Origin of the sequence: Halomonas sediminis (genome assembly GCF_044871105.1) — a bacterium.
GTDB classification, from domain to species: domain Bacteria; phylum Pseudomonadota; class Gammaproteobacteria; order Pseudomonadales; family Halomonadaceae; genus Vreelandella; species Vreelandella zhuhanensis.
This window is the reverse complement of sequence record NZ_CP085246.1, coordinates 2771169-2790643: the sequence shown is the minus strand read 5'-3', so window position 1 is coordinate 2790643 and position 19475 is coordinate 2771169. Positions and strand designations below refer to the sequence as shown.

17 protein-coding genes and 2 pseudogenes are annotated in these 19475 nt (G+C 54.9%); 8 read left to right on the top strand and 11 right to left on the bottom strand.

All coding sequences use genetic code 11. The features are described 5' to 3' along the window. Window positions 1–67: 67 nt before the first annotated feature. A complete protein-coding gene (rpoD, locus tag LG290_RS13185; protein WP_160419606.1) occupies window positions 68–1909 on the top strand; it encodes an RNA polymerase sigma factor RpoD in 1842 nt (613 codons plus the stop codon). 112 nt (window positions 1910–2021) lie between these two features. Here the strand turns inward: rpoD and LG290_RS13180 are convergent, their stop codons facing one another. Next, window positions 2022–2660 carry a hypothetical protein gene (locus LG290_RS13180; RefSeq protein WP_499835193.1) on the bottom strand — a complete coding sequence of 213 codons (639 nt, stop codon included), beginning with the start codon at window positions 2658–2660 and terminating at the stop codon, window positions 2022–2024. 246 nt (window positions 2661–2906) lie between these two features. Here LG290_RS13180 and LG290_RS13175 point away from each other — a divergent pair, with 246 nt between their 5' ends. From LG290_RS13175 to mtgA, 3 genes are all read left to right on the top strand, one after another. Beyond that, the gene (locus LG290_RS13175; RefSeq protein WP_160419608.1) at window positions 2907–4016 is read left to right on the top strand and encodes an S-(hydroxymethyl)glutathione dehydrogenase/class III alcohol dehydrogenase; all 1110 of its coding nucleotides are present in this window, start codon (window positions 2907–2909) and stop codon (window positions 4014–4016) included. A 62-nt stretch (window positions 4017–4078) separates the two neighbouring features. Next, the gene (fghA, locus tag LG290_RS13170) at window positions 4079–4933 is read left to right on the top strand and encodes an S-formylglutathione hydrolase (protein WP_499835192.1); all 855 of its coding nucleotides are present in this window, start codon (window positions 4079–4081) and stop codon (window positions 4931–4933) included. Between the two features lie 15 nt (window positions 4934–4948). Continuing rightward, on the top strand, window positions 4949–5674 hold the full coding sequence (gene mtgA / locus LG290_RS13165) for a monofunctional biosynthetic peptidoglycan transglycosylase (RefSeq protein ID WP_160419610.1): 726 nt from the start codon (window positions 4949–4951) through the stop codon (window positions 5672–5674). A 30-nt stretch (window positions 5675–5704) separates the two neighbouring features. On the opposite strand, the gene LG290_RS13160 is transcribed toward mtgA, so the two are convergent. Together LG290_RS13160 and LG290_RS13155 are read right to left on the bottom strand one after the other, a co-directional pair. Further along, entirely contained in the window at window positions 5705–6472 is a 768-nt protein-coding gene (locus tag LG290_RS13160; protein ID WP_499835191.1) for an EAL domain-containing protein, read from the bottom strand. A gap of 29 nt (window positions 6473–6501) precedes the next feature. Next, window positions 6502–7431, bottom strand: a complete 930-nt coding sequence (locus LG290_RS13155; RefSeq protein WP_499835190.1) for a DMT family transporter — start codon at window positions 7429–7431, stop codon at window positions 6502–6504. Window positions 7432–7593: 162 nt separating this feature from the next. Here LG290_RS13155 and LG290_RS13150 point away from each other — a divergent pair, with 162 nt between their 5' ends. The 3 genes from LG290_RS13150 (at window position 7594) to LG290_RS13140 (ending at window position 10822) form a co-directional block, all read left to right on the top strand. Then, window positions 7594–7983: a DUF4168 domain-containing protein gene (locus LG290_RS13150; RefSeq protein WP_499837106.1), complete on the top strand. Its 390-nt coding sequence runs from the start codon at window positions 7594–7596 to the stop codon at window positions 7981–7983. Window positions 7984–8192: 209 nt separating this feature from the next. Next, window positions 8193–10103, top strand: a complete 1911-nt coding sequence (locus tag LG290_RS13145; protein WP_160419613.1) for a DUF294 nucleotidyltransferase-like domain-containing protein — start codon at window positions 8193–8195, stop codon at window positions 10101–10103. Then, the gene (locus tag LG290_RS13140) at window positions 10103–10822 is read left to right on the top strand and encodes a 3'-5' exonuclease (RefSeq protein ID WP_499835189.1); all 720 of its coding nucleotides are present in this window, start codon (window positions 10103–10105) and stop codon (window positions 10820–10822) included. The genes LG290_RS13145 and LG290_RS13140 overlap by 1 nt, the downstream gene beginning before the upstream one ends. A gap of 106 nt (window positions 10823–10928) precedes the next feature. On the opposite strand, the gene LG290_RS13135 is transcribed toward LG290_RS13140, so the two are convergent. The 5 genes from LG290_RS13135 to LG290_RS13115 form a co-directional block, all read right to left on the bottom strand. After that, on the bottom strand, window positions 10929–12629 hold the full coding sequence (locus LG290_RS13135; protein WP_499835188.1) for a BCCT family transporter: 1701 nt from the start codon (window positions 12627–12629) through the stop codon (window positions 10929–10931). A 57-nt stretch (window positions 12630–12686) separates the two neighbouring features. Beyond that, window positions 12687–13118, bottom strand: coding sequence for a universal stress protein (locus LG290_RS13130; RefSeq protein WP_499835187.1), 432 nt, complete (start codon window positions 13116–13118; stop codon window positions 12687–12689). A gap of 177 nt (window positions 13119–13295) precedes the next feature. Continuing rightward, entirely contained in the window at window positions 13296–14168 is an 873-nt protein-coding gene (locus tag LG290_RS13125) for a glycine betaine ABC transporter substrate-binding protein (RefSeq protein ID WP_499835186.1), read from the bottom strand. A gap of 112 nt (window positions 14169–14280) precedes the next feature. Beyond that, the gene (locus LG290_RS13120) at window positions 14281–15111 is read right to left on the bottom strand and encodes an ABC transporter permease (protein ID WP_160419618.1); all 831 of its coding nucleotides are present in this window, start codon (window positions 15109–15111) and stop codon (window positions 14281–14283) included. Next, window positions 15111–16313 carry a quaternary amine ABC transporter ATP-binding protein gene (locus tag LG290_RS13115; protein ID WP_499835185.1) on the bottom strand — a complete coding sequence of 401 codons (1203 nt, stop codon included), beginning with the start codon at window positions 16311–16313 and terminating at the stop codon, window positions 15111–15113. The genes LG290_RS13120 and LG290_RS13115 overlap by 1 nt, the downstream gene beginning before the upstream one ends. A gap of 313 nt (window positions 16314–16626) precedes the next feature. On the opposite strand from LG290_RS13115, the gene LG290_RS13110 reads away from it, so the two are divergent. Then, the gene (locus tag LG290_RS13110) at window positions 16627–16965 is read left to right on the top strand and encodes a hypothetical protein (protein ID WP_499835184.1); all 339 of its coding nucleotides are present in this window, start codon (window positions 16627–16629) and stop codon (window positions 16963–16965) included. Window positions 16966–17129: 164 nt separating this feature from the next. Here the strand turns inward: LG290_RS13110 and LG290_RS13105 are convergent. From LG290_RS13105 to LG290_RS13095, 3 genes and pseudogenes are all read right to left on the bottom strand, one after another. Then, window positions 17130–17270: pseudogene (locus LG290_RS13105) on the bottom strand (helix-turn-helix domain-containing protein); the annotation flags it as partial. Window positions 17271–17350: 80 nt separating this feature from the next. Next, a pseudogene (locus LG290_RS13100) lies at window positions 17351–18116 on the bottom strand (sigma-54 interaction domain-containing protein); the annotation flags it as partial. Between the two features lie 125 nt (window positions 18117–18241). Beyond that, complete coding sequence (locus LG290_RS13095) at window positions 18242–19429, bottom strand: PQQ-dependent sugar dehydrogenase (protein ID WP_499835183.1); 1188 nt, start codon at window positions 19427–19429, stop codon at window positions 18242–18244. Between the last annotated feature and the right edge of the window lie 46 nt (window positions 19430–19475).

The window sequence follows — 19475 nt, the reverse complement described above, 5'->3', positions numbered from 1 at the left end:
GGCTTGTTGAGTTTTTCCTTCTCAGCGCTTCAGGTGCTTCATTCTTCTTCGTCGAGATAGGGTTTCTATGGCTGGAAATGCGCAGCAGCAGTCACGTCTGAAGGAGTTGATCGCGCGCGGCAAGGAACAGGGCTACCTGACCTATGCCGAGGTCAACGACCATCTACCTGAGGATATCGCCGACCCGGATCAAGTGGAAGACATCATTGGCATGATCAACGACATGGGTATCAGTGTCGTTGAAGTTGCCCCGGATGAAGACACTTTGATGATGTCGGATCACTCCACGGACGAGTCCGCGGCGGAAGAGGCCGTGGCGGCTCTTGCGGCCGTGGAAAGTGACGTGGGACGCACTACCGACCCGGTACGCATGTACATGCGTGAAATGGGAACGGTGGAGCTTCTCACCCGTGAAGGCGAGATCAAGATCGCCAAGCGGATTGAAGAGGGCACACGCGAAGTCATGTCGGCGCTGGCATACCTGCCGGGTGCCGTCAGTTCGATCCTTGATGCCTATGATGCCACTCAGGATGAAGAGGCGCCCGGGCGTCTTTCCGATCTGTTTTCCGGCTTTATCGATCCCGACGAAGGTATTCCCGGCGTGGCAGAGGCTGAAGTCCCAGAGCCCGAGGAAATCCCGGAAAGTGATCTCGATGCCGAGGACGGCGAGGAAGAGGATTCCACTGCAAGCGAAGGTGGACCTGACCCAGAAGAAGCGAAGGCACGCTTTGAGCAGATTCGTGAGCAGAATGCCGCCTTTCTCGAAGCCCTAGAAAAACATGGCCGGAATGATCCGAAGGTCAAGGCAGAGCAGGCTCGTTTGGCAGAGTTGTTTTCTCCCATCAAGCTGGTGCCCAAGCATTTCGAACGTCTGGTAGGCCAGGTACGGATCAGTGTCGAGCAGGTACGTGCTCAGGAAAAGGCCGTGATGCAGCTGTGCGTGAAAAAAGCCAAAGTGCCGCGCAAGACCTTCATCAAGGCATTCCCGGGTAACGAGTCGCGCAAGGACTGGCTGGATGATTTTCAAGCGGAATTCCCCCGCTATGCCGATCGTCTGGAGCCATTGCGTACGGACATCGCGCGTGCTCAACGCAAGATCGCTTTTGAAGAAGATATGGTGCAGTTGCCGGTGGCCTCCTTGAAGGAAGTCAATCGCCGTCTCTCGATTGGTGAGGCGAAAGCACGTCGTGCCAAGAAAGAAATGGTCGAGGCCAACCTGCGCTTGGTGATATCGATTGCCAAGAAGTACACCAACCGTGGCCTGCAATTCCTGGATCTTATCCAGGAGGGCAATATCGGCTTGATGAAGGCGGTGGACAAGTTCGAATATCGCCGGGGTTATAAGTTCTCGACCTATGCCACTTGGTGGATTCGTCAGGCGATTACCCGTTCGATCGCTGACCAGGCACGTACCATCCGTATTCCAGTTCACATGATCGAGACGATCAATAAGCTCAACCGGGTATCGCGCCAGATGCTTCAGGAAATGGGGCGTGAGCCGACACCGGAAGAGTTGGGTGAACGCCTGGAAATGCCGGAAGAAAAAGTACGCAAGGTGCTCAAGATCGCCAAGGAGCCGATCTCCATGGAGACCCCCATTGGTGATGACGACGATTCGCACCTGGGTGACTTCATTGAAGACGGTACCATGCTGTTGCCGATTGACATGGCTACCGGCGAAGGCTTGATCGAAGCGACACGTAACGTCCTGGGTGGGCTGACGGCCCGTGAAGCCAAGGTGCTGCGTATGCGTTTCGGGATCGATATGAATACCGACCACACGCTTGAAGAAGTCGGTAAGCAGTTCGATGTCACTCGTGAGCGTATTCGTCAGATTGAAGCCAAGGCATTGCGCAAGCTGCGTCATCCGAGCCGCTCGGAGCCATTACGCTCGTTTCTCGACGAGTAATTCGGTAGCGTCAAGTTTAGCAAGGCAGTAAGTAGGCGTCCTGTATGCTCGACAAAACGTCCGCAGCCAAGCTGTGGGCGTTTTTTTATATTCTAGTGCATGCCGCCTGCTATCAAGCGTTGGCTAGACGCCAGCGCCGCGCCATGATGAGCAGTTCAATAACGGCAATCAGTATCAAGGCATAGCCCATTAGCTCTACCACTTCTTCCGCGACATTCTTGAAGTCGCGCACATAGTCATCCTCCAGCACCGCGCGCCAGAAATCCTGGCGCCCATAAAGGCGGGAAAAGACATAGGTGACCAGCAGGCCGGACATGAACAAGCCGAAGGAAAGCGAGTTGCCAAAATAGGTGAATTCGTCGAGGAAGCGATGCCGGTTGCGTCCTACCCAGTAAAGGGAAGGCAGGATGATGAAGGCCACCAGTACCTTCCAGGTATTATCTGCCACGTAGGTGTCGAGAAAAGCATCCTGCTCCCTGACCAGCGAGGCGGCGAGAAACGCCAGCATCAGTAGCGTGACGTTGGGCCATACCTTGAGGCCCTGGCGTATATAGAGAAGCAGGGCGCAACTGCTAACCAGAAACAACGTCTGGGTGAACTCGGTGAATCCCCACTCGGAAAAGCGAATTCCGGGGAAATAGAGAGCTTCCAGATAGGCGCCTTGCGCGATAGCTCCCACGAGCAGTACATAGAGCACAGTGCGCAAAGTTGCGGCTCGAAAGGAAATAGGCGCATGGGGAGGATGAGGCATGAATTACCTTATTAACAAATGGCGCTTGGCGACGATATACATCCACTTATGAATGTTAAGTATAACGCGACTTTTCGAAACGCGCACTGGGCATTCACGAATTGCCAGTATCTATCTTGAAGGTAGATGCTTCAACCCATCTCGTCGCTGACGTACACTGCTAAATCTCTGATTCAATGAAAATCACTGTTCCACCAGACGGGACTGCCGTCCTGTTGGAGCCATAGTCGATCTTAGGAGGGTTTCATGAAATCACGTGCTGCCGTGGCGTTAAGCGCCGGTAAACCGCTCGAACTTGTCGAGATCGATGTAGAAGGACCGAAAGCCGGTGAGGTGCTGGTGCGAATGGTGGCAACCAGTGTGTGTCACACCGATGCCTTTACGCTGTCCGGAGCGGACCCGGAGGGTAACTTTCCCGCGGTACTCGGCCATGAAGGCGCCGGGGTAGTCGAAGAAGTCGGGGAAGGGGTGGTCAGCGTCAAACCGGGTGACCATGTGATTCCGCTCTATACCGCTGAATGTGGCAAGTGTAAATTCTGCCTATCCGGTAAGACCAATCTGTGTAGCGCCGTGCGGGCGACCCAAGGCAAAGGGGTGATGCCCGATGGCACCAGCCGTTTTTCGCTGGAAGGCAAGCCGTTGTACCATTACATGGGTACTTCCACGTTCAGCGAATACACCGTATTGCCGGAAGTCTCCCTGGCAGTGGTGTCAAAAGAGGCCCCGATGGACAAGATCTGTCTGTTGGGGTGTGGCGTCACCACGGGTATTGGTGCGGTACTCAATACCGCCAAGGTCGAGCCGGGTGCTACAGTGGCTGTTTTCGGTCTGGGCGCCATCGGCTTGGCAGTGATCCAGGGCGCCCAGATGGCTAAGGCTGCCCGTATCATCGCTATCGACATCAACGCCGATAAGTTCGAGCTGGCCAGGCAATTCGGCGCCACGGATTTCGTCAACCCCAAGGACCATGCCGCACCGATTCAAGAGGTGATCGTGGACTTGACCGATGGTGGCGTTGACTACTCCTTCGAGTGTATCGGCAATGTGAACGTCATGCGCTCGGCGCTGGAGTGTTGTCACAAGGGCTGGGGAGAATCCATCATCATCGGCGTGGCCGGTGCCGGTGAAGAAATTTGCACGCGGCCTTTTCAATTGGTCACTGGGCGTGTCTGGAAAGGTTCCGCCTTTGGGGGCGTGAAAGGCAGAAGTGAATTGCCGGGTTATGTCGACCGTTACATGAATGGTGAGCTCAAGATTGACGAGTTCATTACTCAGGATATGCCTTTCGAAAAGATCAATGAGGCATTTGAGCTACTCCACGCCGGCAAGAGCATTCGAACCGTGCTGCACTATTGAAGTCCGGTATGATGATGAATAAATACCCAGCATGATCGAGTCGCTATCACAAGGAGCCCCTCATGAGCATGAGTGAAACATTGGAATTGGTGTCGGCCAACCGCAGCTTTGGAGGGTGGCACAAGCGTTACCGCCATTATTCCCGTGCCTTGGATTGCGAGATGGTGTTTGCGGTATATCTACCTCCTCAGGCGGAAAAAGAACGGGTGCCCTTGTTGTGGTGGCTTTCCGGACTTACCTGTACGGATGAAAATTTCATGCAGAAAGCCGGCGCGCAGCGAGTGGCGGCGGAGTTGGGTGTCGCGATCGTATGTCCCGATACCAGCCCAAGGGGAACGGATCTGCCCGGCGAGCATGAGAGTTACGACCTAGGGTCGGGCGCGGGGTTCTATGTCAATGCCAGCGAAGCACCTTGGAAAAAGCACTACCGGATGTACGATTATGTGATCGAGGAACTGCCTTCGGTCGTACGCCAACACTTTCCGGTCAATGGCCGGGAATCCATCAGTGGACATTCGATGGGTGGTCATGGCGCCTTGATCCTGGCCCTGCGCCACCCCGGTCGGTTTCGTTCGGTCTCGGCTTTCTCACCGGTGGTGAACCCCATCGCCTCTCCATGGGGTAAAAAAGCCTTTACCGAGTATTTGGGTGATGATGTCTCGCGCTGGCGTCAATATGACGCCTGTGAGCTGGTTGCCCATGGCGCCTCACGCCAACGTCTGTTCATCGACCAAGGGGACGCGGATGATTTTCTTGAAGAACAGCTCAAACCCGAACGTCTGGAAGCGGTCTGTGAAGAACACGATCATCCGCTGACTTTGCGTCGGCAACCCGGCTACGACCATAGCTACTTCTTCATCGCCTCATTCATCGAGGATCACCTTCGCTATCATGCCGAACATTTGTTCAAGCGCTAACATGGCGAATCTTTCATGCTAAGCCGCACGTTGCGTCGTCTCGCTCACCTGGTTTGGAGGGTTATGTGGCGTGGCGTGCTGGCGTTTGTGCTGGTATCTGTGGTCTTGGTGGTGTTGTTTCGTGTGGTGCCGCCACCGGGCTCCATGGTGATGGTGGAGCGTAAGATTCAAAGCTGGGTTCATAGTGAACCCATCGATATCAAGCGAGAGTGGCGCTCTTGGGAAGCGATGTCGGTGAATGCCAAATTGGCGGTGATTGCCGCTGAAGACCAGCGCTTTCCTCAGCACCACGGTTTTGATCTGGTGGAGTTGAAACGTGCCTGGGAGGCGAGCCGTAATGGGGCTCGGTTACGTGGTGCGAGTACGCTTAGCCAGCAAACCGCCAAGAATGTCTTTCTTTGGAGCGGGCGAAGCTGGTTACGTAAAGGGCTGGAAGCTTGGTTCACCCTGTTGATCGAAACGTTCTGGAGTAAACAGCGGATTCTTGAGGTGTATCTCAACGTGGCGGAATGGGATAACGCCGTGTTTGGTCTGGAAGCTGCCGCCCAGCATTATTTCGGGGCCTCCGCCGATACATTGAGCGTACGGCAGGCCAGCCTGCTCGCGGCGATTCTACCCAGCCCACGGACCCGTAATGCTGCCCGTCCGAATGATCAGGTTGAACGGCGAAGCCAGTGGATTCGTCAGCAGATGCGTAACTTGGGAGGCTCTGCTTATTTGGAGCGACTCTCCAATCCTTGATAGAAACCGATGCGTAGAACCTGTCAGGCGTCAGAGATATTTTTCCGGATCAATCGTGGCCAACGCTTCCAGCTTGGGCCGCGAAAAATAAAAACCCTGTTGCACATTTATTCCCAAGTCCACCAGGCAGCGCGACTCCTCACGGGTTTCAATCCCTTCCCCCACCAGTTTGGTGCCGAGATTTTCGGCCAGAACGACAATGCTACGCAGGATAGCTTGGCGTCGCTTGTTAGTGTCACAGTCCATGATCAATTCACGGTCGATCTTGAGCGTGTCCGGGCGCAAGTCGGTCAATAAATCCAGGTTGGCAAACCCATTGCCGAAATCATCCAGCGAGGTGGTGAAGCCCATGGCATGGTAGCTTTCGATGATGTTGCGCAGGTGCGCGCGATCTCTGACGCGTTCGGTCTCGGTAATTTCGAAATTAAGCCGTTGAGTGGGCCAGCCCACCCGTTGAGACGTTTCCAGGGTAGCCTGAATACACGCCTCGGGCTCGTAGACGGCATTAGGCATGAAATTGATCGAGAGTATTTCCTGCATATCGAGTTGACTGGCAAGTTCGATGGCTTTGATGCGGCAAGCTTGATCGAACCGATACATCAAATCGTCGGTCACCTGGCCAAGAATGCTGCCGGCGGATTCGCCATTCAGGCCACGAACTAGCGCCTCGTAATAAACAATACGTTTCTGATGCACATCAACGATGGGCTGGAATGCCATGGTAAAGGCAAACGGCACTGGCTTATCACAGCGATTGCAGTGGCCTGCAACACGCGCGCAATTGGAGTGGCCTTGCATGTGTTATACGCATCCTGACATAAATTGAGTTAACGGCGCGATGAGGTACTCTTACCTTTATGGACTACTAATACTACACCGATGATAGCCACTGCCATACCACCTAAGCCGAGTAGCGGCAGGCGTTCGTCAAATAACCACCAGGCTTGAAGAGCGGTCACTGGGGGTACCAGATAAAACAGGCTGGCGACGCGTGATGCCTCCCCTCGCTTGATCAGTGCCATCAACAGCAGGATGGCGGCTATCGAGAGAATCAACACTAACCAGCCAAGTGTCAGAATGAAGGTAGGCGTCCAATCGATCTGCCGGGTTTCAAAAAGCAGGGCGCCCAAGCCAAGTAGCAGGCCAGCGGCAACGTACTGAATCACCGCGCCGGAAAGTAGCGGCATGGTGGTGCAGAAACGTTTCTGATAAAGGGTGCCCAGCGAAATCCCGGCCAATGCCGCCAGGACGCTGAACAAGGCGCCCAGACCGAACCCCTGGAACAACGATTCCCCTAGTTCAAGCTTGCTGCCCAGCACCAGCGTAATGCCTAAAAGCCCTAGTCCCAGGCCCAACCATTGGCGTGTGGTTAACCGTTCGTTGAGCAAAGGCCCGGCACAGGCTGCCGTCAGAAGCGGCTGTAAGCCTACTAACAGGGAAGCCAACCCCGCGGGCATGCCCAGGTAAATGCCATAAAACACACCGCCCAAATAGGCGCCATGCACCAAAAGCCCCGAGACACCGATATGTGCCCACAGCTTGGCATCTCGAGGCCAGGAAATGCGCATCACCAGCACTAGCGGTAGCAACAAGGCGAGCGTCAATACAAAACGCACGAACAGGAAAGTAAAGGGCTCGGCGTATGGCAAGCCGAACTTGGCCCCAATGAATCCCGTGCTCCATAACAATACAAAGACCACCGGCATGGCGGCCAGCCCCAGGGAGGCGGCAGTGGGTGTCGCTACGCTTTTTGACATGAGGTTGATCTCTTGTTTCTGCCGAACTGCGGTGATTAGCCGGGAGTTTTGTTTAAATTTTGTTACAATCTTTTGCGTTTTTTTACATTAAAAAAGGAACCTGCCTGCCCAACACGCGTCACAGGGGGGCAATTCAACATTCACTATGTAGAGGTTCTTTTCATGAAACGGATGACCGCACTGTTTTCAGCTGCTCTTCTGGCTGCCGGTTTTATGACGGCTACCGCCCACGCTCAACAGGATTCCGCTCAAGATCCTGCGACAACCCAGCAATCCGCCCCGATGGCGCAGGATTTTTCTGATCAGCAGCTGCAACAGTTCGCCGATGCGTCACAGGAAATCGCAGTGATTTCTCAAGAATACACCGAGCGTCTACATGGTGCAGAAGACGAATCCGCTCAGCAGGAAGTTCGTGCTGAAGCCAACGACAAGATGATTGAAGTCGTGGAAAATAGCGGTCTGGATGTCGATACGTTCAATGCCATCGGTCAGGCGATCCAGCAGAATCCGGAAATGATGCAACGTGTTCAAGAAATGGCAGCTGATTCCTGATCTATACTGCCCGATTTCGCTTGATTAGCGAAATACGCGCCATCTGGTATTGTTGATGGCGCGTACATAAGAAGCCACCCGAGGGTGGCTTTTTTTATGTGCGATTTCCTGTCCGGATGACTTTACGCCCGGTGCATGGCGCTCCACACTGACTCGCAATCAGATAGCAAGCATGAAGAGTCTCATTGAATGCAGGACCAGGAGGTAGCATGGACGTGGAACTTCTCGATATTCGTCAACATATGGGCAAATTTCCGCCTTTCGATAGCTTGTCGGACGACCTCCTGGACCTGATCGCGACCCATGTCGAGATTAGTTACTTTAAAGCCGGCAGTGACATCATGCTTTTCGGCCAGCCAGTAACGGATTTATGTTACATCCGTAGTGGCGCCGTCGAAGTGTATCGACGCAAAGGTGAGCTCTATAACCGGTTGGGCGAAGGCGATATTTTCGGCCACTTCAGCTTGTTACGTAGTCATAGAGTGAGTTTTCCCGCCAAGGCCATCGAAGATACCTTGATCTATTTCATTCCGGATGAAGTGTTTCAGACACTCTGTGCTGAAGATGATCACTTTGCTGATTTTGTTGAACTGGAAAGACCGCGTCTGGAAACAGCCGTGGAACAACAAAAAAAAGACAACGACATGATGATCACTCGGATACGCAAATTGCTCTCCCGTTATCCGGTCATGGTCGAGACCACCACCAGCGTACAGCAAGCAGCACGCCAAGTGACCGAGGCTCAGGTGTCGGCCGCCTTGGTATTGGAAGAAGCTGACGACGATCCTCGCCGCAGCTTTATCGACAGCGAAGAGCGTACTTGGCAGATCCGCGGCATTTTGACCGACAGCGATTTCAGGACGCGCGTGGTGGCACAAGGGCTCTCCCCCGAGACCCCGGTGGGGGAGGTGATTTCCCAGCGGCTGATCACGATCCAGTCGGATGAGACGGTTTATGAGGCCATGCTCACCATGCTGCGCAATAACATACATCATCTACCGGTACTTTATCGTCGGCGTCCGGTGGGTATCGTCCATCTATCGGACATCATTCGTTACGAAACCCAGAGCGGGCTCTATCTGGTGAGCAATATCTTTAGCCAGTCAAGCGCAGAGGGTCTGGCACGTCTGGCATCGGATGTACGCGCCGCCTTTGTGCGGATGGTGGACGAAGGGGCCAATTCGCACATGGTGGGAAGTGCCTTATCCACCATCGGCCGAGGGCTCACGCGTCGTTTACTGGAGTTGGCCGAAGAGGAACTAGGGCCGCCACCGGTGCCTTATTGCTTCATGGTCAATGGCTCCATGGCGCGCAACGAACAGAACATCGTCACCGACCAGGACAATGCCTTGGTGTTGTCGGATGATTTTGTTCCCGAGCAGCATGACAGCTACTTTCTGGCATTGGCCAAGTACGTTAGCGATGGGCTGGCGGCCTGTGGTTACACCTACTGCAAGGGTGATGTGATGGCAACCAACCGTCAATGGCGTCAACCCTTGCGCATCTGGAAGATGTATTTCAATGACTGGATGGACAACCCGACGCCCGAGCGTTTGTTGCATAGTTCGATATTCTTTGATCTGGACTCCGTCGATGGTGAAGAAATCTACATTGAACAGCTCCAGGACCTGATTGCTGAAAAGGCACCTCAACGCCCATTGTTTCTCGCCGCCATGGCGCGCAATGCGCTCAACCGAACGCCACCCCTAGGGTTTTTCCGCACCTTTGTAATGGAAAAGGATGGTAAACATAACAACTCGATCAATCTCAAGCGCCGAGGCACGGCACCCATGGTGGATGTGATTCGGGTGCATGCCATGGCCGCAGGCTCTCGAGCGCAAAATTCTTTTCAACGCTTGGATGACATTGCTGAGACGCAACTTCTGATGCCGGGTGCCGTGGACAAATTACGCTATGCGTTGGAATTCATGTGCATGTCGCGTATCCGTCATCAAGCAATTGACTTACAGGAAGGCCGAATGCCGGATAACAATATTGAACCGGAAAATGTTGCCGACACGGAGCGGCATACGCTCAAGGATGCTTTTCAGGTATTGAGCAATGCACAAAAATTTCTCAAGTTTCGCTATCCGATGCCAGCCAACCGGCGGGCTACATAATGCTCAGAGTGCGTTCAAGGCAGCGTTTGTCGGACTGGCAGACATATATGTCGCAACGTGCCGAGCAAGCTCGAGATGATGGCGTGGCAAATTTCTTTGCCACGCCGTTACCGGCTCCCGATACGCCTATCAAGGACGTGCCAATGGTGGCACTGGATATGGAAACCACCGGCCTGGATGAGCGCCGCCATGCGATTGTAAGCTTGGGAGTGGTTCCCTTTACCCTGGACCGAATTCGCGTTTCACAGCGGCGATACTGGGTGATAAAACCGCCTCGCGCCTTGGTCGAAAGCTCAATTGCCTATCATCATATTACCCACTCGGAAATCGCTCAGGCTCCGGATCTGGATGCAATCCTCAATGAGCTGCTGGAAAGTTTGGCGGGGCGTATCGTCGTGGTGCATTTTCGACATATCGAACGGCCTTTTCTCAATGAGGCCGTCAAGGCACGCCGTGGCGAGAGTGTCATGTTTCCCATGATCGATACCATGTCGCTGGAAGCGCGGCGGCATCGGCAATCCATGTGGGCGCGTTTCAAACGTTGGGTAGGGCATCCTCCGGTACCGATTCGCTTGCAGCCCAGCCGAGAACGCTATGGATTGCCAGCGTATCAGGGCCATCATGCCCTGATCGATGCGTTGGCGACGGCAGAATTGCTGCAAGCCCAGATTGCCACGCATTATCACCGCGATACGCCGCTGCATGACTTCTGGTGTTGAAAAGGTCATCCCAAGCTCTTGATAATCATCCAGGGCTTGAATAGAAACGGGCAGCCATGTGGCCGCCCGTTTCGTTTTTCGGCTTCGTGCTTATCTATTTATTCATTCACACCGTTTTAGTCTTGCGCGGTTCTGGTTTTCCGCTACGTGGCTCGCTCATCAGCCCCTTGACGATGGCGTAGCAGCCGACCAGCAGCACCAAGGTGAAAGGCAACCCGGTGGTGAGGGCGGCTGTTTGCAGGGCGGCGAGACCGCCACCGAGCAGCAGGGCGATGGCAAGGGCACCCTCAATCAGCGCCCAGAAAATACGCTGGGGCTTGGGGGCGTCTACCTTGCCGCCGGCGGTGATCGAGTCGATCACCAGCGAGCCGGAGTCCGACGAGGTGATGAAGAACACGACCACCAGCACGATGCCGACGAATGAGGAAATGGCGCTCAGCGGCAGCTGCTCCAGCATGGTGAAGAGCTGCAGCTCCAGGGCGGCATCCTGCACCTCGGTGATCCCGGAATTGACCACCTGGTCGATGGCAGTAGTACCGAAAGCGGTCATCCACACCACCGAGGCCAGGGTCGGGATCAGTAGCACTGAGATCAGGAACTCACGCACGGTACGGCCACGGCTGATGCGAGCAATGAACATGCCGACGAAGGGCGACCAGGCAATCCACCAGGCCCAGTAAAAGGCCGTCCAGCCCTGGCTGAAGTTGGCATCTTCACGTCCGAACGGCATGGAGAGCGCCGGCAGGTGGGTCACGTAGCCGACCAGATTATCGGCCACGTCAGTAGCGATCATCAGTGTCGGGCCCATGATGATAACGAAGCCCAGCAGCAGGGCAGCGAGCATCATGTTCAACTGGGAGAGGCGCTGCACGCCCTTGTCGACGCCGAGCATGATCGAGCCCAGGGCCACGAGGGTAATCCCCAGGATCAGCAGCACCAGGGTGGTGTCGTTGGCGGGGATGCCGAACAGATACTCAAGACCCCCGGCTGCCTGCGTAGCGCCGAGGCCTAGCGAGGTAGTCAGGCCAAACAGGGTGGCAAATACCGCCAGGATGTCGATCACGTGTCCCGGCCAGCCCCAGATGCGCTCCCCCAGTACCGGGTAGAAGATGGAACGCATGGTCAGCGGTAGGCCCTTGTTGAAGGAGAAGATCGCCAGCGACAGGCCCACAATGGCGTAGGCACCCCAGGGGTGAATGCCCCAGTGGAAGATGGTGGCAGCCATGCTCAGGTCGATGGCGCCGGCCTGATCCCCTGCGGCAGCACCCAGCGGGGCCCAGTCAGTGCGCACGCCATTTTCGCCCACGCTGATACCGCCCATGGCGGTGCCATAGTGGCCTAGGGGTTCCGCCACACCGTAGAACATCAGCCCGATGCCCATGCCGGCGGCGAACAGCATCGAGAACCAGCCTAGGTAGCCGAAGTCCGGCGTGGCATCAGCACCCCCGATACGCACCTTACCCAGGGGCGTGAAGATCAGCACCAGCGCCAGGAGCGCGAAGACGTTGGCGCCGAGCAGGAAAAACCAGCCTAGGTTGGTGGTCAGAAAGCTGAACATGCTGTTGAAGATCGGCTCCATCTGATCCTGTAACGCTAGCGTCAGGACCACGAACAGCAGGATCACGATCGAGGAGAAGGTGAAGACCTTGCCGTGCAGGTCGACATCCAGGCCGAATTTGTTGGCCGTGATATTGTCCTGACCGATAACGTAATCGGTATCGATCAGATTTGCCGCCCCTTCGGGGGCCGGTATACCTTCGGAGGGCGTTGCCTCCGAGGGGGTCTTGTCATCAGGATTATTAGCCACGAAGCAGCCTCCTTTGGTGGGTGAGGGTCAGATGTAGCGCGTCAGCAAGCGCTGATCTCAATCCTGGGCGTCGGTGGGGCGTACCAGGAATACCGATGCTTGGGTATGCGTCGCTACTTTGCCCCCGTGAGAGGGTATGAGGGTATCCAGATGGCGGGGCGGATGGGTTGCCATCACCACCAGGTCAGCCTGGACTTCCTTGATCGCCTTTATCAAAAGGTCATCAAGATCTGCCACAGGATCGGGCGATGCATACACCTTGACGCTGACGGGCTGCCCATGAACCTCTTTACGTTTCTGGGCGAAGGCGTCGAGTTTTTGCTCGTATTCTTCGGGCGTTCTGGCAACTGTACCGGGCGTGATGGCGGTAATGCCCACATAACAAATCCTGGCATTGTGATGCTTGGCCATGTCGGCGGTTACCGCTAATGCCGGTTCCAGCGTTTCAATGTGTGCCAGGTCCACCGGTACCATGATGGTGTTGAACATGAAGGGTCTCCTTGTCTCGAAACAACACTGAAGGGGTTCGATAAGCACGGTTCGACAAATACTATGGTAAAAATACAATCCGCGCTTGGAAAGCCTTCAACGCTTGTCGACCAATGTGAACATGCGGAAACACAACAGGGGGCATAAGGCCCCCTGCTGAATAACGCGAGGCTGGGCTTAGCCCTCCAGCCACTCGTTCACTAGCTCCGGGTTATCTTCGACCCATTGCTTGGCACTTTCGTAGGGATCGCTATCGTCTTGCTGGTTCATCAGCATGACTTCGCCCATCTGTTCCGGGGTCCATTCAAAGGCATCCAGAATGGCATAGGCTTCGGGCATGTCGTCTTGCAGGCCTTGGCGTACGACGGTGTGAATCTGCTCGGGGCCACCGTAGACATTTTCCGGATCTTCGAGATATTTCAGGTCAAAACGCGCGAACTTCCAGTGAGGCGTCCAGCCGGTGACCGCAATGTCTTCTTCGTTGGCAATGGCTGAAGACAATGCCGCTGTCATGGTAGCGCCGCTGCCACTGCGCAGGCGCAGATCAAGATCATAGGTATCCACGACTTCTTCGGTCAGGCTCATCAGGCCGGCACCGGGGTCGATACCGATGATCTCGTTGTTGAAGCTGTCCGCATGGTCGTTCAGGTCGGCAATCGAGTCGGCCTCATAATAAGCGGGAACCACCAGGCCGAGCTTGGTACCGTCCAGGTTTGCACCCAGGTCTTCGACTTGATCACCGACACGCTCCATGTAATCGGCGTGAGTGGTGGGTAGCCAGGCAGCCACGATGGCGTCGGCATCGCTGGTGGAGAGAGCCTGCCACATGGCAGCGGCGGATAAGGAGGTCATATCCACTTCATAGCCGGCTTGTTCAAGTACGACACGAACCACGTTGGTGGAGGCGACTTCAGAGGACCATTCAACATAGGCGAGGTTGATCGAGTTGTGGTCATCGGCTTGAGCCAGGCCGCCGGCAGCGAGTCCGCTACCTGCGAGCATGGCCAGTGAGGCTAAACGGACGCGACGACTCAGGATATGTTTTTGCATTCTTGTTCCTTTTTCCATGAGAATTACTTGATGCTGTACTTGTATAGCATGAGGAAAGTAAGGGGGTTTGTGCAAGTTTCCCCTCAACGTTATGACGTTCTTCTGAAACGGCTTATTTGCGTGTGCGACGCAGCGATTGAGTCAAGCGGTCCAGCAGCATGGCAAGAATCACCACCGCAATCCCCGCTTCGAACCCATCGCCGGGGCGCAGGCGCTGAATGGCCCGCCATACTTCGCTACCCAAACCATCAGCACCGATCATGGCAGCGATAACGACCATGGAAAGGGCCAGCATGATGGTCTGGTTGATGCCCGCCATCATGGTGGGTAGGGAAAGCGGTAGCTGAACCTTGAAGAGTTTCTGGCTACGCGTGGCGCCATAAGCGTCGGCGGCTTCGATGAGTTCCACCGGCACCTGGCGAATCCCCAGTGTGGTGAAACGGATCGCCGGTGGCATGGAGAAGATCACGGTGGCGAAAATAGCCGATACCGAGCCGATCCCGAAAAAGGGAATGGCGGGAATCAGGTAGACGAAGGCCGGCATAGTCTGCATGAAATCCAGCACCGGCATGATGACGCGATACAGGCGACTGGAAAGGGCAGCGGCAATGCCTACCGGTAATGCCATGACGATAGCCACCAGAGTGGCGATGACCACCAGGGTGAGCGTCTCGATCATCGGATCCCACAGCCCCAGGTTCCAGATTACCGCCAGCCCCAATACGGCACCGATACCCAGGCGAACACTGGCCACTCGCCAGCAGAGCACGGCGATAAGCGCCATCAGCGCCCATTCGGGTAACCACATCAAGGCTTCATTGAGGACTTCGATACCGGTCTGGGTGACGCGTGAAATCGCCCGGGTCACCGAGGAATATTCAGTGGTCAGCCAAGTGAGGCCGCCTTCGATCCAGCTACCTAACGGAATACGTGGAATTTCCATTATTGTTCTCCTGCGCGTGCCAATTCATCCAGAACGGCGCCTTTGACGACCACTCCCAGCAAATGATTTTCCTCATCGACCACGGCGATAGGGAAACTCCTGTCGGAGAACATGGCGAAAAGATTATGCATGGGTTCTTCCGCACGGACGCTGCGAAAATCCTGGATCAGGTAGTCGTTGATACTGTCAGCTTTGTTTTCAGCGGCCTTGCTGGCGATATCAGCTTCCAGTAGCCCAAGCAATTTACGATCACGGTCGGTGACGTAAATGGAGTCCAGACCATGTTCACGCATCTTGCGCAGCGCGGTACGTGGGCCATCGCCGCTGCGTGCGGTTGCACGCACGGGGCGCATGGCACTTTCCGCGGAGAGAATGCGTGAACGATCGACCCCTTCAATGAAGCGACGTACGTAGTCATCGGCGGGCCGCGTCAGAATTTCCTCGGGAGTACCGATCTGCACGATTTCACCGTCTTTGAGAAGAACGATGCGATCACCGATGTTCAGGGCTTCATCGAGGTCGTGAGTGATGAAGACCGTCGTCTTGCGCATTTTATTCTGCAGCTGGATCAGTTCTTCCTGCATTTCCTTGCGGATCAGCGGGTCAAGTGCGGAGAAGGCTTCATCCATCAACAGCACGCTGGCATCGTTGGCTAGGGCGCGCGCCAGGCCTACACGCTGCTGCATACCGCCGGAAAGCTGATTGGGATAAGCATCTTCCCAGCCATCCAGGCCGACTTGCTTGAGTGAGCTACGGGCGATGTCATAGCGCTCGGTTTTACCCACCCCTCGAATCTCGAGCCCGAATTCGGCGTTTTGCTGCACCGTACGGTGCGGGAAAAGCGCGAAATTCTGAAACACCATGGAAAAGTGCCGACGGCGACATTCGAGCAAGGCTTTTTCGCCCAGGGTGGGAATGTTTTCGCCATCGATGATGATTTCCCCTTCGGAGGCGTCTATCAAGCGATTGAGACAACGGATCAAGGTGGATTTTCCAGAACCGGATAATCCCATGATGACAAGGAGCTCACCTTCGTAGACATCGAAGTTGATATCGTAAAGGCCCAGTGTCTGTCCGGTCTTTTCCAGAATTTCAGAGCGTTTGGCTCCTCGGCGGCGAAGCTCCAAGGCTTTCTTCGGTTGTTTGCCGAATACCTTGCTCAAGCCGCTCACCTGAATCTTGACATTACGTGTCTCATCCATCAGCAGTGCCTTTTGGTTTATTTATATATTAATTAAACTACCAAATTAAGCTTATTTAATAACAAAAAATTATTATACATGGCGGGTAAGAGAGCTGTCTTCCTTACGGCCAAAATGACACGTTTCAGTCAGGCGCTTGGGGCGCATGTGTCATTTCTAGCCATTTTACATGCGGAAAAGCATAATATTCTTAGATTTGACTATTTTTAAGTATTTGTTTTTATTATTTTTTTATAGATAATACAGTTTTTGGCATGAATAATGATAGGAGTTTATAGATCAGAGAAAAGCAGCTTTAAAGGAAGAAACCTGTATGGATAAGGAGAAATTGCTAATGGATGCTGAACGCCAAACAGCAACCCCCAAGGGCCATAAGAAGACAATTCGTTTGCCATTTCTGATGACGGCAGTATTCGCTTCCGTGCTGTTAGTGGCGGGCTGCGGCAATAATGATGATGAGGACATTCCTCCGGTTGAAGATATGGCTCCACCCCAGACGGCGCCCGCACCCGTGCAAGAAGAGGTAGCACCTCCCCAGGAAGACGATATGGTTTCTCCGCAAGAAGAGGCTGAAAGCTCTCAGGAACCGATGAACGACGAGATGGATAACCCCGAGGACGATGAGGAAATGCAGACGTCTCCGGAAAACTGAGACTCGCAACCATGGCTCAAAAATAAGCCAGGCAGGATTGGAGAAGTGAGAATGAGTGGCCCAATGATGGTGTGTTGATTTCAGCTGTCTGTTCCCTGCGGCTGAGTTATGCAGCACATCATTCATTCCCCCGCGCTAGCGGGGGCTTTTTAAGGTGGCTACTGTTAGTCTTCTTCCAGGCGCCGATAGAGGGTGCGTCGAGCGATTCCCAGCATTTCAGCCGTACGGCGCTTGTTACCGCCGGTGGCTTCAAGCACCTTGTAAATATAGCGCTTTTCGATTTCCTGGAGGCTTGGCCAGCCTGCGTAAGGAGAAGGAGTAAATTGCCTATCCGGCAGTAGGTTCCTATCGACCGGATCGAGGCCTGGGGAAAGCTTACCTGGATGAGTGCGCAAGCGTTCCGGCAAGTGCCGGTGGCGTAGAATGCCGTCCTCGCTCAGAGTGATGGCACGCATGATGGCGTTTTCCAATTCACGGACGTTGCCGGGATAGGAGTAATCCAGCAATGCATTGAGTGCTTCCGGTTCCACCTGTGCCAGGGTCTTATCTTGGAGTTCAGTGTGTTTGTCGATCAGCGCGAACAAGAGATGCTCGATATCGTTGGCACGCTCACGCAAGGGAGGGATGCGCAAGGAAAACGTTTCCAGGCGATAGAAAAGGTCGCTGCGAAAATTGTTTTCGAGAATTTCCTTTTCCAGGTCGCGGTGTGTCGCTGCAATGATACGCACATCAACCGGCTCCTCGCGTTCACTACCCACCGGTCGTATGGTTTTTTCTTGAAGGGCACGCAACAGCTTCGCCTGGAGATTGGAGGGCATTTCGCCGATTTCATCCAGGAAAAGACTGCCGCCCTGTGCCATCTGAAAAAGCCCTTTACGAGTCACATGGGCGCCGGTGAAAGCACCTTTGAGGTGACCAAAGAATTCGCTTTCCATCAGCTCAGCAGGGATGCTGGCGCAATTGACGGCAATAAAGTCGCGGTTGTGACGGAGACTTTCCGCATGAATGGCACGGGCGAGCAATTCCTTGCCGGTCCCACTTTCCCCCAGGATCAAGACAGGGGCATCGCTCTTGGCCAGTCGGGCGGTATCATGAAACAGCATTTGCATTGCATTGCTTGCCCCCACAAGACCATGAAAATAAGTGGCATCGGGAGTGGTAACCCATTCCTTGTGATTCACAGGCATCTTCCTCACGATATTGTTTCGTCCAGGGTGGCAAAGCATCGGTTGCTCGAAGTGCCTGGCTAAACCGGGGTGCTTGGTGAATATCGATTCTACTCAGTGGGGCGCAAGCGATAGAGCCCCCCTGAGGAGTGGTCGGTGAGTAGATAAATGGCGCCATCGGGACCTTGGCGCGCATCTCGAATACGTCCAATCTCACCGTCAAGAATCACTTCGCTCTCGATGATTTCGGCGTCTTCGACCACCAGTCTTTTGAGTTGCTCACTACGCAAACCGCCTGCCAACAAGTTGCCTTGCCAAGGGGCAAAGGCCTCATTTGTCGCCTCTGTCAGGCCCGAGGGGGCAAAGCGACCCTCGAACACATATGCCGGGTTGCGCATAGCGGGAAGGGAGTCGGCACCGATAGGTTCACGTGTGGAATAATCCAGCCCCAAGCTAACCTCCGGCCAGCCATAGTTTTCTCCGGCCTTGAGCAGGTTGATCTCATCTCCTCCCAAGGGACCATGTTCACTTACCCAAGCCTGACCCTCATGGGTGACCACCATGCCCTGGATATTGCGGTGCCCCAGCGTATAGATTGCATCCAGGGTCTGCGGGTCTCGAGTAAACGGATTGTCGTCGGGGATACCGCCGTCGGCTGTCAGCCGCAGAACGCTACCCGCGGAATCGGAAGCGTCTTGGGCGCGCTGGTCGTTGCCGCGATCCCCGATACTCATCAACAGGGTGTCATCGGGCAGCCAGGCCAGGCGTGAACCATAATGGTGGCGTGTGCCGGCCGCACGTTGCTGCTCGAACAGCAACTCAGGCTCACTCAATCGTTTATCGTCCAGCTGATCATCGCCCAGGCGTGCCCGGGAAAGCGCAGTAAGGGTGCCGCCGTTGACGGCTTTACTCCAGGTAAAGTAGAGCCAGTCGTTTTGCTCGTCTTCTTGCTCACCTTCGCCGAAGCGTGGATGCAAGGCGATATCCAGCAGGCCGCCCTGGCTCTGGCTGTTAACCCTGGGCAGGCCCTGGATAGCAGTCTTTTCACCTTCTTCAGTCACCAGGAGCAAGCGACCCGGGCGCTCGCTGATCAGAAAACGCCCGCCGGGAAGAAAGGCCAGCGACCAAGGGTGCTCTAGATCATCGGCGATGCGTTCCAGGCGAAGTTCCAGAAGCTCGGTGGATAGTTGGGGTTCGATCACTTCGGTAGCTGATAGCCAACCGCTGGACAACAGTGCGCCAACTGCTACCGGCACGGTGACAGCTCTCGGATAAGCGAAGCGTAATGAGGGGGGCATGGCAGGCTCCCGGCTTTGAAGGTCTCTTGTTCTGAAGATATTGAAA

Coding starts and splice junctions, on each gene's coding strand:
- rpoD (WP_160419606.1), top strand. CDS start 68: ATGGCTGGAAATGCGCAGCAGCAGTCACGTCTGAAGGAGTTGATCGCG.
- LG290_RS13180 (WP_499835193.1), bottom strand. CDS start 2,660: ATGCCTCATCCTCCCCATGCGCCTATTTCCTTTCGAGCCGCAACTTTG.
- LG290_RS13175 (WP_160419608.1), top strand. CDS start 2,907: ATGAAATCACGTGCTGCCGTGGCGTTAAGCGCCGGTAAACCGCTCGAA.
- fghA (WP_499835192.1), top strand. CDS start 4,079: ATGAGCATGAGTGAAACATTGGAATTGGTGTCGGCCAACCGCAGCTTT.
- mtgA (WP_160419610.1), top strand. CDS start 4,949: ATGCTAAGCCGCACGTTGCGTCGTCTCGCTCACCTGGTTTGGAGGGTT.
- LG290_RS13160 (WP_499835191.1), bottom strand. CDS start 6,472: ATGCAAGGCCACTCCAATTGCGCGCGTGTTGCAGGCCACTGCAATCGC.
- LG290_RS13155 (WP_499835190.1), bottom strand. CDS start 7,431: ATGTCAAAAAGCGTAGCGACACCCACTGCCGCCTCCCTGGGGCTGGCC.
- LG290_RS13150 (WP_499837106.1), top strand. CDS start 7,594: ATGAAACGGATGACCGCACTGTTTTCAGCTGCTCTTCTGGCTGCCGGT.
- LG290_RS13145 (WP_160419613.1), top strand. CDS start 8,193: ATGGACGTGGAACTTCTCGATATTCGTCAACATATGGGCAAATTTCCG.
- LG290_RS13140 (WP_499835189.1), top strand. CDS start 10,103: ATGCTCAGAGTGCGTTCAAGGCAGCGTTTGTCGGACTGGCAGACATAT.
- LG290_RS13130 (WP_499835187.1), bottom strand. CDS start 13,118: ATGTTCAACACCATCATGGTACCGGTGGACCTGGCACACATTGAAACG.
- LG290_RS13125 (WP_499835186.1), bottom strand. CDS start 14,168: ATGCAAAAACATATCCTGAGTCGTCGCGTCCGTTTAGCCTCACTGGCC.
- LG290_RS13120 (WP_160419618.1), bottom strand. CDS start 15,111: ATGGAAATTCCACGTATTCCGTTAGGTAGCTGGATCGAAGGCGGCCTC.
- LG290_RS13115 (WP_499835185.1), bottom strand. CDS start 16,313: ATGGATGAGACACGTAATGTCAAGATTCAGGTGAGCGGCTTGAGCAAG.
- LG290_RS13110 (WP_499835184.1), top strand. CDS start 16,627: ATGGATAAGGAGAAATTGCTAATGGATGCTGAACGCCAAACAGCAACC.
- LG290_RS13095 (WP_499835183.1), bottom strand. CDS start 19,429: ATGCCCCCCTCATTACGCTTCGCTTATCCGAGAGCTGTCACCGTGCCG.